The organism is Aquabacterium sp. (assembly GCF_036279655.1).
Taxonomy (GTDB): Bacteria; Pseudomonadota; Gammaproteobacteria; order Burkholderiales; family Burkholderiaceae_C; genus Aquabacterium.
This window is the reverse complement of record NZ_DASUIT010000088.1, coordinates 14,052-29,301: the sequence shown is the minus strand read 5'-3', so window position 1 is coordinate 29,301 and position 15,250 is coordinate 14,052. Positions and strand designations below refer to the sequence as shown.

Genomic DNA, 15,250 nt, shown 5'->3' with positions numbered 1-15,250 from the left:
ATCAGTTGATGGGCACACGTTTGCCGTCTTTGTAGACGTAAAGCGTCATCGCCGGGGTCTTGAGCTCGCCATTGGGCTCGAACTGCACCTTGGCCGTCACGCCCTGGTAGTCGGTCGTGGCCAGCTTGGCGGCGTAGACCTTGGGGTCGGTGGAGTTGGCACGCTTCATGGCATCGACCAGCACCATGGTCGCGTCATAGGTGTAGGGCGAGTAGACCTGGAACTGCTTGGGGAACTTGGCGTCGTAGCGGCTGCGCCAGGTCTTGCCCTGGGGCAGCTTGTCCAGGGAGGCGCCACCCACGGCGCACACCACATTGCCCAGGGTGCGGGCACCGCTGGACAGCTCGGCCAGCTTCTCGGTGCAGATGCCGTCACCACCGAACAGATAGGCCTTGCTCAGACCCAGTTGCTGCATCTGGCGCAACATGGGGCCGGCCTGCGGGTCCATGCCGCCAAAGAAGATGCCGTCGGGCTTCTTGCTCTTGATCGAGGTCAGGATGGAGGTGAAGTCCACCGCCTTGTCGTTGGTGTACTGCTCGCTCACCACCTCCATGCCCAGGGTGCGGGCCGTGTTGCGGAAGACCTCGGCCACGCCTTTACCGTAAGCGGTGCGGTCGTCAATGATGGCGACCTTCTTGAGCTTGAGCACATCACGCGCGTGGCGGGCCAGGCCGGCGCCCAGGGCGTTGTCATTGGCCAGCAGGCGGTAGACGCGCTTGTAGCCCAGGGCCGTGAGCTGGGGGTTGGTGGCCGAGGGGGTGACCATGGGCAGGCCGCAGCTGTCGTAGACCTTGGCCGCCGGGATGGTGGTGCCCGAGTTCAGGTGGCCGACCACGCCGTTGACCTTGGCATCACAGAGCTTTTGCGCCGCCGCCGTGCCTTGCTTGGGGTCGGCCGCATCGTCTTCAGCGATCAGCTCGAAGCGCACCTTCTTGCCGCCGATCTTGACGCCCTGGGCGTTGAGCTCGTCCACGGCCATGCGGGCGCCGTTTTCATTGTCACGACCGTAGTGGGCCTGGGCACCGGAGACCGGCCCCACGTGACCGATGCGCACCACGGCGTCCTGGGCCATCGAGGACAGGCTGACCAGCGCCAGCGCGCTCAGGGCAATGGAATGACGTTTCATGTCTTGTCTACCTCGTTGCATTGAAATGAGAAAAATCGGAAACAGCGCGGCCGTGCGCCATCAGCTGCGCGGCCGCTGCCGGGCGATCTCCTGGGCCACCGAGCGCGCCACCACATCGCGCATGGTCTTGGAGAGCTCCTGACGCAACTCTCGCACCAGCGTCTCGGAGGTGCGCATGAGGATGGGCGCCAGTGCTTCGCGCAGGCGGTATTCCAGCATGCCGTCGATCTGGCGCTGCACATCGGCCAGCACACGCTGGGCAATCTGGGCTTCGTCCAGCGCCACGGGCGGCGTCGTGATGACCGGCGGCGGCTGGACCGATGGCGCAGGCACCACCGGCGGCGTGAGCACCGTCGTTCGCACCTGCGGCGGCGGGATCACCACCGGAGGCGCCACGATCGCTTCCGTCAGCATGGGGGGCGTGTTGACCACCTCGATGGGCGGCTCGACCAGGGGCGAGGCCACAGGCTCGATCACCTCGGTGAGGATGGGCACATGGCTGGGGGCGGGGCGCGGAGGGTTGCTCATGGGTTCACTCCTGCGCCACATGGCCCTTGACCTCCCAGCCCAGCGCCTCGTACTGGCGCCAGCGCTGACGGCCCGACTGACGGTCCTCGGGTTCGGTGGACACCACCTCGAAAAAGCGCTCGAACGCCTCGATGCCCTTGGGCATGGCGATGCCGACATTGATCAGCACGCCCCGCCCCGGTGGCGCCGAAGCGGGATCGTCGGTCAACCAGACCGGCGTGTCGCTCCAGCGCGCCGGCCAGGCCTGACCGGCCGATGTGCACACATGGGGCAGGAACTCCTGCTCGTCAAACACCCACAGTTGCCGGTCCAGCTGGCGCAAGGTCGACAGATCCCCCGTGACGACCACGCGGGAACCACTGCGATAGGCCTTGCGAAGCAGGCGGCAGGCATAGGCGAGCTTGTCGCCCATGCCGTGGTGAAACTCCACCAGTTTCATGCAGACGCCTCAAGTGCGCTGGGCCGCAGGACGGCGGGCTGCCGTCTTGCGTGCCACAGCGGCGGGACGGGCGGCTGCCTTCTTGCGAGCCGCGGACTTGGCCTCCGCCGCCTTGGGCTGCAGCGCCCCCTGCCCGGCCTGCGACAGCACGAACTGTGTCAGCAAGGGCACGGGGCGGCCCGTGCCGCCCTTGGCTGCACCGGACTTCCAGGCCGTACCGGCGATGTCCAGGTGTGCCCAGCGGTAGGCCTGGGTGAACTTGCTCAGGAACACGGCGGCCGTGATGGCGCCACCGGCGCGGCCACCCACATTGCCCATGTCGGCAAAATTGCTCTTGAGGGCCTCACCGTATTCCTCGTCCAGTGGCATGCGCCAGGCCGTGTCCAGGGCTTCGGCACCGGCCGTCTGCAGGGCGGTGGCCAGCTCATCGTCGGCCGAGAACAGACCGCTGTGCACGCCGCCCAGGGCGATCACGCAGGCGCCGGTCAGGGTGGCGATGTCCACCACCACCGCGGGCTTGAAACGCTCGGCATAGGTCAGGGCATCACACAGGATCAGGCGGCCTTCGGCGTCGGTATTGAGCACCTCGATGGTCTGGCCCGACATGCTGGTGACCACGTCACCCGGCTTGGTGGCCGTGCCGCTGGGCATGTTCTCGCAGGTGGGCACCAGGCCGATCAGGTTGACCTTGGGTCGGAGTTCGGCCACAGCACGGAAGGTGCCCAGCACGCTGGCGGCCCCCCCCATGTCGAACTTCATCTCATCCATGTCGGCGCCCGGCTTGAGGGAGATGCCACCGGTGTCGAAGGTGATGCCCTTGCCCACCAGCACCACGGGAGCCTGGCCCTTGGGGCCGCCCTCATAGCGCAAGATGATGAAACGCGGGGGCTGGGCCGAGCCATTGGTCACGGACAGGAAGGAGCCCATGCCCAGCTTTTCCAGGGCGGGACGGTCCAGCACCTCGACCTTGAGATGCTTGAAGGCCTTGCCCAGTTGACGCGCCTCCTGCGCCAGGGTGGTGGGCGTGCAATGGTTGCCGGGGCGGTTGCCCAGCTCGCGCGCCAGGTTCACCCCGGCGGACAGGGCCTCGCCCTGAGCGATGCCCTCGCGCACGGCCGCCTGTTCGGCCTGGCCACACAGCAAGGTCAGCTTCTTGAGCTTGACGGGCTGGGGCGCCGAGGGTTTGGTCAAGCGATAGACATACAGCGACTCGGCCACGACCGACACCAGGGTGCGGGCCACGGCCGCCGTCAGGGCCAGGCCCTGGGCCACCGCCACGGCCGCATGTGACACCGCTGGCGACTTGGCAAACGCCACGACCTTGGCCATGGCGGCCTTGATCTGGCGCGTCGAGCCGCCAGCGGCCACCACCACCGCCAGACGCGGCGCCTTCAGGCCTGCGGGCCGGTGCACATACAGGGTGTGCCCATCCTTGAGCTGCAGGTCACCGGCCTTGACGGCCTCGGCCACGAGCGCATCCACCTCGGGCGAGCCCGTGGCGGATTGCTCGGCGGTCACGACGATCAGCAGCAGATCAGCGGAAAGACCGGAAAGTGCGGGGCCCGAAGCCACCTGTGAGCGGTAGTCCATGCAGTGCGCGTCCATAATGGACGGGTTAAGTTCGATCTCACTGATGTTATTCGATTCCTCCCTTCGCCGAGAGCTCTGGCGTGGCTTTGTCGGGACGCTGGTGGTGCTGATCACCGTCGTGCTGACCATGATGCTCATCCGCCTGCTGGGTCTGGCTGCCAAAGGCAGCGTGGCCGTGGCCGACGTGAGCCTCATGCTGGGCTACACCATGATCGGTCAGATGCCCACCCTCATCAGCCTGGCGCTGTTCGTGGCCGTGGTGGGCATGCTCAACCGTCTCTACCGCGACACCGAGATGCTGGTGTGGCAGGCCAGCGGCGTGCGCCTGCTGCGTCTGCTCAAGCCCCTGTGGCAGATGAGTTGGCCGGTGCTGGTGATGCTGGCCCTGCTGGTGCTCGTGGCGCGCCCCTGGGCGCAGCAGCAGACCGAGCTGCTCAAGGCCCGTTTTGAAAAGCGCTCGGACATCGCCCGTGTGGCGCCCGGGCAGTTCCAGACCTCGGCCGATGGGCGCCGGGTCTTCTTCATTGACAGCCACAGCGATGGCGAGCGCACCGGCAAAAACGTCTTCATCGTGCTGACCGAAGGGGATGTCGAAGCCGTGGTCAATGCCCGCGAAGGCCGCATCGAGACCAGCCAGGGCCTGCGCTACCTGCAACTGTGGCACGGCGAGCGGGTCGAAACCCGACTGAGCACTGGCGAGAAAACCCGCTCGCGCTTCGAATCCGCCCGCATCCTCATCGGCGATGCGCCCACGGACGGCCCCGCCGCGCTCATGGCCCGCAGCATGCCGACCCTGGCCTTGTTCCATGCCAGCGCACGCGACCAGAAGGCCGAGCTGGTGTGGCGCCTGGGCACGGTGTGGTCGGGTCTGAACCTGGTGCTGATTGCCCTGGCGACCTCGTCCTCGCAAATCCGCCGCGCCAATGCCTGGAGCATGGTGTGGGCCTTGCTGGCCTTCATCGTCTACTACAACCTGCTGACGCTGAGCCAAGCCTGGGTGGCCACGGGCAAGTTGACCGATGGTGCCGGCCTCTTCGGCATCCACGGCGCGGTCATGCTGGCCGCCCTGACCGCGCTGTGGTGGCGTGATGGATCCTGGCGGCGCGCATCGAACGAGCCCGTCGCATCAGGAGCCCGCGCATGAAGACCGTCCGTCGCCTGCTCTACGGGCAGATCCTGACCTCGGTGCTGTTTGCCACCATCGCGTTTCTGGCCCTGTTCTTCTTTTTCGACCTGGTCGAGGAATTGCAGCGCGTGGGGCGCAATGGCTACACCCTGCCCAGTGCACTGTGGACGTGCGCGCTGTCCCTGCCCGGGCACCTGTACGACGTCTTTCCCATCACCTTGCTGATGGGCACGATCTTCGCGCTGTCACGCCTGGCGCAGACTTCCGAATTCACCATCTTGCGCACGGGCGGCCTGGGCCCGGGACGCGCGCTGGGCCTGCTGACCTCCCTGGGTGTGGCGGGCGTGATCCTGATGGTGGTGATCGGTGAATGGCTGGTGCCCTGGTCCGAGCACCAGACCTCGCTGCACAAGGCGCAGTTCAGACAAGGTCAGGCACTCAAGCTGGGCCAGGGCGGCGCCTGGCTGCGTGAACGCGCAGGCGCCTCGACGCCGCAAGGTCATCAGATCACCATCAATGTCGGCAGCGCCCTGGGTGACAACCGTTTCCTGGACGTGCGCATCTTCGAGTTCGACGATGCCGGCCATCTGGTGAGGCGCCTGACGGCCCAAGACGCCCGGATCGAGGCCAGCAGCCAGGCCAACGTGGCCTCACGCTGGCATCTGCAAGGGGTGGTGGACACCCGCTGGCAGAGCGCCCCGGCACCGCAAACCGAACAGGTCGGCTTGACACTGGTGAGCGAGCAGCACCTGGGCACCCTGATCTGGTCCAGCGAGATGTCACCCCAGGTGGTGGCCGCATCGGTTCTGCCGATCGACACCATGTCCACCGGGGCCCTGTGGCGCTACACCCGCCATCTGGCGGCCAATGCACAGGCTGCCCAGAAGTACGAACTGCAGTTCTGGAAAAAGGCGTTCGCCCCCCTGGCCTGCCTTGTGATGGTGGCCCTGGCACTGCCTTTTGCCTACCTGCAGGCACGCAGTGGTGGCATCAGCGTCAAGGTTTTTGGCGGCATCATGCTGGGCATCAGCTTCGTGCTGGTCAACCACATCACCAGCCACCTGGGTCTGCTGCATCAATGGCAGCCCTGGCTGGCCGCCATCCTGCCCAGCGTGGCTTACACCCTGCTCTCGCTGAGCGCCTTCACGTGGCTGGTTCGCCACCGCTGATCCTTCCTCGACCGGAGAGCCACACCATGACCCAAGGCATCTTGCTGTTCGCCCACGGCGCCCGAGACCCGGCCTGGGCACGGCCCTTCGAGCAAGCGCGCGATCGGCTCATTGCCACCCGCGGCCCCAGCGGCCCGGTGGATCTGGCCTTCCTGGAGTTCATGAGCCCCACCCTTGTGGAGGCCGGCGCACGCATGGCCGCCCAGGGCTGCACCCAGGTCACCGTGGTGCCCCTGTTCCTGGGCGCTGGCGGCCATGTGCGCAAGGACCTGCCCCTGCTGCTGCAACAACTTGGCGAACAGCACCCTGGCGTGCGCTGGACCTTGTCTCCTGCCGTCGGTGAAACCGACATCCTGGTCCAGGCCCTGGCCGACGCCGCCGCACACCTGGCCGCGCAACACCGAGGTGCGCCATGAACCTGCACCAGTTCCGCTTTGTCTGGGAGGCGGCCCGCCGCAATCTCAACCTGACGGAAACGGCCAAGGCCCTGCACACCTCGCAGCCCGGCATCTCCAAGGCCATCCTGGAGCTGGAAGAAGAGCTGGGCGTGGACATCTTCGTGCGCCACGGCAAGCGCCTCAAGCGCATCACCGAGCCGGGCGAACACGTGATGCGCTCGATCGACGTGATCCTGCGTGAACTGGCCAACCTCAAGCGCATCGGCGCCGAGTACGCCCTGCAGGACGCCGGCACCCTGTCGATCGCCACCACCCACACCCAGGCCCGCTATGTGCTGCCCGAACCCGTGGCTGCCCTGCGCAAGCGTTATCCCAAGGTGTCGGTCAGCCTGCACCAGGGCACGCCACAGCAGGTGGCCCGCATGGTGTTGGACGACATTGCCGATGTGGGCCTGGCCACCGAATCGCTGGAGCAGTTCGAAGATCTGGTCACCTTGCCCGCCTACGAATGGCAGCACGTGGCCGTGATGCGCTCGGACCACCCTCTGGCCGAATCACCGCGACTGACCCTGGAGCAACTGGCGGCCGAACCCCTGATCAGCTACCACGCCCCCTTCACCGGTCGCTCGCGCATTGACGCGGCCTTCGAGCAACGCGGCTTGCATCCGCAGGTGGTACTGGAAGCGCTGGACGCGGATGTGATCAAGACCTACACGCGGCTCGGCCTGGGCATCGGGCTCGTGGCCGAGATGGCCGTCAAGGACGACCCCGCCTTTGCGCCGGGTGGCGACATGACCTGGCGCCCGGCCGGGCACCTGTTCGGACGCAATGTGACCCGCGTTGCCTTCAAGCGCGGCAGCTATCTGCGCCAGTTCGTGCTGACCTTCACCGAACTGTTGTCCGAGCGGCTCACCAAGCCCGTCATCCTGCAGGCCTTGAGCGCACCGGCCGGAGGCGCTGGCACCAGCGACAGCGACGTCGGACTCTGAAGAGCGTCCGACGTCAGCCTGCGGGCTCAGTCCTGTCGGGGCGGCAGATCCGTCGGAACGAAGTCAATCGAGTTGCCAGCGTCGGCAGCACCACGCTTCTGGTGCTGGCCTTCGTCGGGCGTCGAGCCTCCCCGACCATGGCTGTCCAGCCCGGGCAGACCGATGTCGACATCCATGTGGGCCATGGGTTCGTCAACAAAGCCCCCCGGGCCTGACACCGGGTCGTCCAGCGACAGATCCAGGCTCAGGCTGGGTGTGGCCTGCGGCACGGCCTTGACCGGACGCGTGGCCATCAGGGGCTCGACATTCGCACTGATCTCGTGCCCTTCCACGTCGGCAGGCATGCCATGGCGGAGCAGGTCCACCGGCGCGCGGTCCTGCGACTCGCGCTCGGACAGATCTCGTGCCACACCATAGAGGAACAGTAACTCACGGTAGGCCGGCAGATCAAAGGTTTCGGTCGATGCATCAGGTCGTGTCAGCGACATCTGCAGCACGTCCATGGCCTGGGCGGGTTGCGACCACAGGGACTGCAGACGCTCGATCACACCGGGGTAATCCTGCAAGGAGTGTCCTTGCTGAAGATCAGATTCCCAGGACGGTGCGTAGGCGTTGAAGCGGCCGTTGAATTCAGACTGCGTGCGCTCGTAGTCGTCACGACGCCCGAGGCGCTGATAGATCTCCAGCAGCTTCAGGTAAGGCAGCGGGCTGGCGCCCGTGCTGGTGTGAATATGGCTCTCCAGCAATTCGATGGCGGCCTCGTCCTGGCCCAGCACCACAAAGAACTCGGCCTGCTGCTCCAGATCGATCAGCTCCTCGACGGTGATCGAGCGCACCGCCTCCTGGGCCTCGGACTTGATCATCACGGATGGCTTGCTGGCCACCGCAGCCGGCTCAGAGCGACCGGCGCTGACACCGCCAGCGACACTCGGCACCGCCACCGTGGCAGCGGGGACGGATGCCATCACGGCATGGCGCTCAGGCTCGGGATGAGCGTTGCCGGGCTCCAGCGCAGGCTCCTGCGCCGCTCGCACGGGCATGAACTCCGCCGATGTACGGGCCAGGGCAGGCTCGGCCATCGCCACGGGGGCGGTCTCCGCGCCATCGGGGCTGCCATCGCCCTGCCACCAGGAGCCTTGCGCCTCCTGCTCACGACGCTGGCGCATGAACAACCAGCCCACCGCCGCAGCCAGCAGGACGCAAGCGCCGCCCAGGGCGTAGACCAGGGGATGGCTGAGCCGGTTTTCTTCGGCATCCCGCACGCGGGCCTGCAGTTCGGAGACCTTCTTGCTGGCTCCGGCAGAGTCCTGCTGCAGCCGCGCCAGGCGCTGTTCCAGCTCCTGCATGCGCTGGCGGTCGCGCGCCAGTTGCTCGGGTGAGGCATTCATCGCCGCCCACAGGGCCGCCGCCGCTGCACGGCGCTCCACGGCCTCGGGTGAGTCCGGATCCCCCCCTTGCGCCATGCTCGAGGACATCATCAGTTCAGGGGCCACCACCGCATCGGCCTCAACGGGGTCCAGCACCAGGCGGGCCCCCGGTGCCGTGCGTGGGCGGGCATCCACCTTGGTCGACAAGGCATCCTTGCGCGACGCCGACCGTCGGGTGCTGGCCGCCACCGGATCCAGTGACGCCGGAGCACGGGCAGACACCGAGGTCCCGGATGCCGAGGCGCCCGTTGTTGCCTTGGTTGTCGACGACGTCAGCCCCGTCGCGGCCCCTGAGGCCGCGCTCGCCACCGCACGCGAACTTGAACGTGTCGATGCCGCACGGGGTGTCGAAGGTGCCGCGGCCGGCGCACCGAGCGACGATGTCTTGAGCGATGGCGACAACACGGGTGCGGCCGACGCAGCCGCCGCCACGGCAGGCGAAGCCTCGGTGCCTTGCGTGGCCAGGCTCACGATGCCCGGAGGATCGGCGAAGGCCACGAACTTGCGGGTGATCTTGGCCTTGCAGCCCACGGCCAGGTAAACCGTGACCACGGGCTCATTGATCAGGCTCGTGGTGCTGACACGCACCGTGCGCTCGGCACCAGCGGGCGTCAGCAATGCTGTCGCCACCGCCGACTGCGACAGTTTGTCGTCCCCGAAATACACATCTGCAGCCACACAGTCGTCAGCGATCTCGTCCCCCGCCTCCAGATGGACAGGGACCGAAACGCTCAAGGTCTCCCCCAAAATGGCGCGACTGACGGGCCGCCCGAAACCCAGCGACCACGCTGGATTCGAACTCCCCACAAGCGAGAGACCGGCAAGAATGGCTGCCGATACTCTTTTGACATTCATCATATCGGTGCGTTTTTAGCCCAAGATTTCACTCTAGCACGGCATACATGTAACTCAGGCGATCATAAGCCTCGATTCACCTTGCGAAACAGTAACAAAACAATCCCAGCATGACCACAGAACTTTTGACCGAACGCCAGGGCACGGTCCTCGTGATGACCCTGTCGGGGCCAGCCACCCGCAACGCCCTGTCGCCCCAGGTGTACGCCGCCGGGATCGAAACGCTCAATGTGGCGGATTCCGATCCCAGTGTGTCGGCGGTCATCCTCACGGGCGCGGGCGAGCATTTCTGTGGTGGTGGGGACCTGCAGCGTCTGGCCCACAACCGCACGCACCAGCCCCAGCAGCAAGGCGAGCACATCGACGCCTTTCACCAATGGATCGAAGCCCTGCGCAGCTTTCCCAAGCCGGTGATTGCCGCCGTCGAGGGCGTGGCCGCAGGCGGCGGCCTGTCGGTCGCGCTGGGCTGCGATCTGATCGTGGCAGGCGACAACGCCCGCTTCATCAGCGCCTACAGCAAGGTGGGCTTGTCCACCGATGGTGGCGCGTCCTGGCATCTGGCCCGACAACTGCCACGAGGCCAGGCCTTGTACTGGCTGTGGAGCGGCGGCGAGGTCTCCGCGCAACAGTTGCAGCACTGGGGCCTGGTTCATCAGATCGCCCCCGCAGGCGAGGTGCTGAACACCGCCCTGGCGCTGGCTCAGACACTGGCCCAGGCACCGGCAGGCGCACTGGCCAGCATCAAGGAATTGATCAACGACGCGCCTCAAAGCACGCTCAACGAGCAACTTGCCGCGGAAAAACGACACTTCCTGGTGAACCTGCTGCGCCCGGAGGCCGGCGAGGCCATCGGGCGTTTTCTGCAGCGCAAGACCGGCCCGACGAGCTGATAACGCAGGGCGCGCGCCTCAGGACAGTGCTGTCAGGCGCGCGGCAGCCAGATCGAACAGGCGCCCGACCAGCTTGAGCTGATTGGGCTCCAAGTCGTCGCCAGACATGCGGATCGTCAGGATGCCTCGGTTGACGGTCATGAGCACGACCAGGCCATCGGTCCACCAGGACGAGGCCGCAGCCTCCAAGGCCGCCAGCAGGTCCGGCGTCAACCACTGACGTGCCACGGGCTCGGCATTGGACAGCAGCATGAAGCGACGTGAGAGCACGGGGTGCTCGGCCAGCGACACCTTGGAGTGCAAGGCCAGCCAGCGCATCTCGTCGGGCAAGGTGTTGTCGATGCGCGTCTGCATGGCATCGGTGAAGCGCAGGAACACATCGGATTCGAGCGCCTGCGCCATGGCTTTGCTCAGAAAGAGCATCTGCACATCGGGCGACAGGCCGCAATCGCAGCGGAAACGCAACTCGTGGTGCTGGAAATAGGGACGCTGGGTGTGCCCCCATTCAACGCGCCAGCCCGCGCGGGTCTCGACCACGACGCCATGAGCATGGCCTGACACCGCCTTGACCGTGTGTCCTTCGCTCTTGGCCCAGTCCGTCAGCACCTGCGGCCCGGCGCTGACGCTCTCGGGTTTGGCAGTGCCCATCCAGCGCTTGATCGTGTCGAACATCATGCACAGACCCCGTTGGTTCACGATGGCCCGTCAGGAGGGAGTCGAACCCCCGACCGCCTGCTTAGAAGGCAGGTGCTCTATCCAACTGAGCTACTGACGGCAGGTCTCCAGTTTAAGGCCTTCGCCATGCCTGCGCGCCAGCCGCAAGGCCGGAACAGACCTCAATCGACCCGCCAGCGGGACAGACTGAGCGAATTGAGCAACACCGACACGGAACTCATGGCCATGGCGGCCCCGGCCACCATGGGGTTGAGCCAGCCGATGGCCGCCAACGGAATCCCCACCACGTTGTAGGCAAAGGCCCAGAACAGGTTCTGGCGGATCTTGCGTGAGGTGCGCCGCGAGATGTCCAGGGCGGCGGCCACCAGCCGGGGGTCGCCCCGCATCAGGGTGATGCCAGCCACATGCAGGGCCACGTCGGTGCTGCCATGGGGGTTGGCCATGGCCACACCCACATCGGCAGCCGCCAGGGCGGGCGCGTCGTTGAGTCCGTCGCCCACCATGGCCACCACGCGCCGCTGTCCTTGCGCATCGTGTTGCAAAGCCACCACCTCACGGGCCTTGTCGGCCGGCAGCACCTCGGCATGCACCTGGGTGATGCCCACCTGATCGGCGACCGCCCGGGCCGCCGAGCGGTTGTCACCCGAGATGAGCACGGTGTCCACGCCCAGGGCCTGCAGGGCCGCCACACTGGCCTGGGCACCGGGCTTGAGCTCATCACCAAAGGCCAGCAGGGCCACGATCTCGGGCGCGGCCGACTCGGTCGCCTGATGCGTCAGCCAAGACACGGTGGCGCCTTGTGCCTGATGCCGCTCGGCCGCCATCCACAGATCGGGGCTGCGCTGCTGAGGCGACACGGGCGCCAACCGATCGATCAGCCAACGCGTGCTGCCCAGACGCCAGAGCCCGGCATGCACCGCCCGCGGTGCGGACGCCTCGTCCAGACTGGCCTCAATGCCATGGCCGGGCACGGCACGCAAGTCACGCAGCGCAGGCACGGTGCCCGTGATCCCGACAGCCGCTGCGGCATCCAGCACGGCCTTGGCCAGCGGATGTTCGCTGCCCGATTGCAGCCAGGCCGCCACTTCCAGGGCCTGCACCGAGCGCCAACGCCCCCCATCCGGGGACAGGCAGTCCACCAGGCGGGGCCGCCCCACCGTGAGGGTGCCTGTCTTGTCGAAGGCCACCACCTGGACCTGATGGGCCGTCTCCAGAGCCTGCGGATCCTTGATCAGGATGCCGGCCCGCGCTGCCGCCCCCGTCCCCGCCATGATGGCTGCCGGGGTGGCCAGCCCCAAGGCACAGGGACAGGCGATGACCAGCACAGCCACGGCACGCAGAAGAGCCTGTTCGCCCCCCGCCCCGCTGAGCCACCAGCCCAAGCCGGTCAGCAAGGCCACCAGCAGGACCGTGGGCACAAAGATCGACGAGACCCGGTCGACCAGACGCTGGATCGGCGCCTTGGCCAGTTGTGCCTGAGTCACATGCTGGATGATCTGCGCCAGCATGGTCTGCGCACCCACCGCCGTCGCCATCATCAGCAAGCGCCCCTCGGCATTGATGGCGCCGCCGGTCACGCGGTCACCCACACGTTTGCTGACAGGCAGGGGCTCGCCCGTCAGCATGGATTCGTCCACATGGCTGTGACCATCGCTGACCGTGCCATCCACAGGCACGCGCTCACCCGGACGCACGACGAGGGTGTCGCCCACCACGACCTGGGAGACGGCCACCTCCACCTCGCCTTGCGGGCCCATGCGCCGCACCGTGTCGGGACGCAGGGACTGCAAGGCCCGGATCGCCGCCGTGGTCTGCCGCTTGGCACGCGCCTCCAGGGCCTTGCCCAGCAACACCAGGGTGATCACCACGGCAGCTGATTCGAAGTACAGCGCAGGCCCCTGCCCTTCATGGCCAACATGTCCTGCCGGCCCACTCGCAAGCGTCATTTCGTATTGCCACCACAGCCAGCACGACAGGCCCCAGGCGGCCGTGGTGCCCAGGGCCACCAGTTGATCCATATTGCCGCTGCGGTCCTTGAGTGCCGCCCAGGCTGCCTTGTAGAACCGCGCGCCCAGCACCACCTGCACCGGCGTGGCCAGGGCGAACTGCACCCAGGCCGGCCAGAAGTGGTGATCGCCCCAGAGCATGGGCAACATCAGCGGCACGCTGCAGACCAGGCCGAAGATCACCCCACCCCAGACACGCCACCAGGGCTCGATCACTTCCTCCACGGCCACATCGGGTCGATGCACCTGGGCGTGGTAGCCCGCCTTGTCCACAGCCGCCACCAGAGACTGCGCCAGCGCTTCGCGCGCCTCCAGCGAGCAGGCCTCGTCCAGCGTGACCGCCGCCTCTTCGGTGGCGAAGTTCACCTGCGCCTGCGTGACGCCCTCGACCCTGGACAAAGCGCGCTCCACACGCGCCACACAGGCCGCACAGGTCATGCCTCGCACGGAGAGCTGCAGGGTATTGTGGGTCGAAGCTGTCTCGCCTGTCATGATGGTGATCCAATCATTGGTCAGATCCATTGTCCCCTCAAGAGAGAACCCCCATGAGCGACGCCATCACTTACCGCATGAATGTGCAAGGCATGAGCTGCCAGCATTGCGTGAAAGCCGTGACCCAGGCCGTGCAGGCCCAGGATCCATCGGCACAGGTCAGCGTGGACCTGCCACAGGGCCGTGTCGAGGTCACCACCAGCCTGCCCGAAGAATCGGTCAAGGCCATCATCACGGACGAGGGCTACACCGTGCAGCCCTGAGAAGACAAAAAGCCCGGTAGCTTTTGGCTACCGGGCTTATGCCGTTCTTTGGTCGGGGCGGCGGGATTCGAACTCGCGACCCCTTGCACCCCATGCAAGTGCGCTACCAGGCTGCGCTACGCCCCGACAAGACTTAGACTATAGCACCGTTTTGGGGGATTTCTGAGGTGCAGTCAAAAAAATCAAAAAAACTGGGTGCGATCAGCTCAACAACTCGCGGATCGACAACAGGGCCTCACGCAGTTCCGCCGCGGCTTGAGGATGTGCACGCGAGAGCTCGATCAGATCAGGTCCGAACCAAGCCACCTCGGACACCGCCCCCGCCTTGAACCCTGCCGATGGCGCAGGGGCCTCGGATGCATCCACCTTCGCGGAGGCGGCCGGCATGTGGTCCTGCAGTTGATTGCGCGCACCGCTGATGGTGAAGCCCTGCTCATAGAGCAGTTCACGGATGCGGCGAATCAGCAGGACTTCATGGTGCTGGTAGTAGCGGCGGTTGCCGCGACGCTTCATGGGGCGCAGTTGCGAGAACTCCTGCTCCCAGTAGCGCAGCACATAGGGCTTGACCCCGCACAACTCGCTCACCTCACCGATGGTGAAGTAGCGCTTGGCAGGGATGGGTGGCAGCTCGGCACCGGGCGCGACTAGGCCCGTGGGCACTTTCACCTCGGTGCGTGCATCCACCGAGGCCTCGCGGGCATCGGCGCGCCCGGCGCGAGGCTCGGTGCGGCTCAGCGCCCGTGACGTCGCACGGGGGGCTGCGGCTTCACCCGACGACGGGCGATCCGAACGCGGCGGTGAATCAAGCTCGGTGCGTTCCATGGTGTGCTCGGTGGAGCCGTGTCCCCAAAACTGGGTTCGGCAAGCTGCTCAGACGTCTGCCCTCCACGCGACGCGCAGAGGAACTTGCCACTTTACTCCAAGTCGTCCCCGGAAGGAACATCCCCTTGCACCATGCCTTTGAGCTTGGCACTGGCGTGGAAGGTCACCACCTGACGCGCCTCGATGGGAATGGTCTCGCCCGTGCGGGGGTTGCGCCCCGGCCGGGCGGCCTTCTGGCGGATCTGGAAGTTGCCAAAGCCCGACAGCTTGACGTCGGTGCCCTCCACCAGGGAGCCATGCACCAACTCAAAAAACGCCTCGACCATGTCCTTGGACTCGCGCTTGTTCAAACCCAGACGCTCGAACAGCATGTCCGAGAGTTCGGCCTTGGTCAGCGTGGGCGTCTCGATGGTCGGCAGCAGCACCGTCAGGTCGCTGATCTTGTCATTCATGTC

15 protein-coding genes and 2 tRNA genes are annotated in these 15,250 nt (G+C 66.4%); 6 read left to right on the top strand and 11 right to left on the bottom strand.

The window, feature by feature from the left end; genetic code table 11:
- Position 1 precedes the first annotated feature (1 nt).
- From VFW84_RS10725 to VFW84_RS10710, 4 genes are read right to left on the bottom strand one after another with little or no spacing between them, the layout of a single operon-like run.
- Positions 2-1,126, bottom strand: a complete 1,125-nt coding sequence (locus VFW84_RS10725) for a branched-chain amino acid ABC transporter substrate-binding protein (RefSeq protein ID WP_329680441.1) — start codon at positions 1,124-1,126, stop codon at positions 2-4.
- Between the two features lie 60 nt (positions 1,127-1,186).
- Complete coding sequence (locus tag VFW84_RS10720) at positions 1,187-1,654, bottom strand: hypothetical protein (RefSeq protein WP_329680440.1); 468 nt, start codon at positions 1,652-1,654, stop codon at positions 1,187-1,189.
- 4 nt (positions 1,655-1,658) lie between these two features.
- Complete coding sequence (locus tag VFW84_RS10715; RefSeq protein ID WP_329680439.1) at positions 1,659-2,093, bottom strand: DNA polymerase III subunit chi; 435 nt, start codon at positions 2,091-2,093, stop codon at positions 1,659-1,661.
- Positions 2,094-2,102: 9 nt separating this feature from the next.
- Positions 2,103-3,683, bottom strand: a complete 1,581-nt coding sequence (locus VFW84_RS10710; RefSeq protein WP_329680438.1) for a leucyl aminopeptidase — start codon at positions 3,681-3,683, stop codon at positions 2,103-2,105.
- Between the two features lie 43 nt (positions 3,684-3,726).
- On the opposite strand from VFW84_RS10710, the gene lptF reads away from it, so the two are divergent.
- Genes lptF through VFW84_RS10690 form a run of 4 tightly spaced genes read left to right on the top strand, consistent with a single transcriptional unit; the run spans position 3,727 to position 7,365 of the window.
- The gene (gene lptF, locus VFW84_RS10705) at positions 3,727-4,827 is read left to right on the top strand and encodes an LPS export ABC transporter permease LptF (protein WP_329680437.1); all 1,101 of its coding nucleotides are present in this window, start codon (positions 3,727-3,729) and stop codon (positions 4,825-4,827) included.
- Positions 4,824-5,978, top strand: a complete 1,155-nt coding sequence (lptG, locus tag VFW84_RS10700; protein WP_329680436.1) for an LPS export ABC transporter permease LptG — start codon at positions 4,824-4,826, stop codon at positions 5,976-5,978. The genes lptF and lptG overlap by 4 nt, the downstream gene beginning before the upstream one ends.
- A 26-nt stretch (positions 5,979-6,004) precedes the next feature.
- The gene (locus tag VFW84_RS10695) at positions 6,005-6,394 is read left to right on the top strand and encodes a CbiX/SirB N-terminal domain-containing protein (RefSeq protein WP_329680435.1); all 390 of its coding nucleotides are present in this window, start codon (positions 6,005-6,007) and stop codon (positions 6,392-6,394) included.
- The gene (locus VFW84_RS10690; protein WP_329680434.1) at positions 6,391-7,365 is read left to right on the top strand and encodes a CysB family HTH-type transcriptional regulator; all 975 of its coding nucleotides are present in this window, start codon (positions 6,391-6,393) and stop codon (positions 7,363-7,365) included. The genes VFW84_RS10695 and VFW84_RS10690 overlap by 4 nt, the downstream gene beginning before the upstream one ends.
- A gap of 26 nt (positions 7,366-7,391) precedes the next feature.
- Here VFW84_RS10690 and VFW84_RS10685 read toward each other — a convergent pair whose 3' ends face one another.
- The gene (locus VFW84_RS10685; RefSeq protein ID WP_329680433.1) at positions 7,392-9,527 is read right to left on the bottom strand and encodes a hypothetical protein; all 2,136 of its coding nucleotides are present in this window, start codon (positions 9,525-9,527) and stop codon (positions 7,392-7,394) included.
- A gap of 230 nt (positions 9,528-9,757) precedes the next feature.
- On the opposite strand from VFW84_RS10685, the gene VFW84_RS10680 reads away from it, so the two are divergent.
- Positions 9,758-10,537 carry an oxepin-CoA hydrolase, alternative type gene (locus VFW84_RS10680; protein ID WP_329680432.1) on the top strand — a complete coding sequence of 260 codons (780 nt, stop codon included), beginning with the start codon at positions 9,758-9,760 and terminating at the stop codon, positions 10,535-10,537.
- Between the two features lie 18 nt (positions 10,538-10,555).
- Here the strand turns inward: VFW84_RS10680 and VFW84_RS10675 are convergent, their stop codons facing one another.
- From VFW84_RS10675 to VFW84_RS10665, 3 genes are all read right to left on the bottom strand, one after another.
- On the bottom strand, positions 10,556-11,212 hold the full coding sequence (locus tag VFW84_RS10675; RefSeq protein ID WP_329680431.1) for a hypothetical protein: 657 nt from the start codon (positions 11,210-11,212) through the stop codon (positions 10,556-10,558).
- Positions 11,213-11,235: 23 nt separating this feature from the next.
- Positions 11,236-11,312: transfer RNA gene (locus tag VFW84_RS10670), tRNA-Arg, on the bottom strand.
- A 61-nt stretch (positions 11,313-11,373) separates the two neighbouring features.
- Positions 11,374-13,710: a heavy metal translocating P-type ATPase gene (locus VFW84_RS10665; protein WP_329680430.1), complete on the bottom strand. Its 2,337-nt coding sequence runs from the start codon at positions 13,708-13,710 to the stop codon at positions 11,374-11,376.
- 53 nt (positions 13,711-13,763) lie between these two features.
- Between VFW84_RS10665 and VFW84_RS10660 the strand changes: the two genes are divergently transcribed.
- Complete coding sequence (locus VFW84_RS10660; protein WP_329680429.1) at positions 13,764-13,973, top strand: heavy-metal-associated domain-containing protein; 210 nt, start codon at positions 13,764-13,766, stop codon at positions 13,971-13,973.
- A gap of 49 nt (positions 13,974-14,022) precedes the next feature.
- Here the strand turns inward: VFW84_RS10660 and VFW84_RS10655 are convergent.
- From VFW84_RS10655 to VFW84_RS10645, 3 genes are all read right to left on the bottom strand, one after another.
- Positions 14,023-14,099: transfer RNA gene (locus VFW84_RS10655), tRNA-Pro, on the bottom strand.
- 75 nt (positions 14,100-14,174) lie between these two features.
- On the bottom strand, positions 14,175-14,633 hold the full coding sequence (locus tag VFW84_RS10650; protein WP_329680443.1) for a MerR family transcriptional regulator: 459 nt from the start codon (positions 14,631-14,633) through the stop codon (positions 14,175-14,177).
- 254 nt (positions 14,634-14,887) lie between these two features.
- Complete coding sequence (locus tag VFW84_RS10645; protein ID WP_329680428.1) at positions 14,888-15,247, bottom strand: integration host factor subunit alpha; 360 nt, start codon at positions 15,245-15,247, stop codon at positions 14,888-14,890.
- Positions 15,248-15,250: the final 3 nt, after the last annotated feature.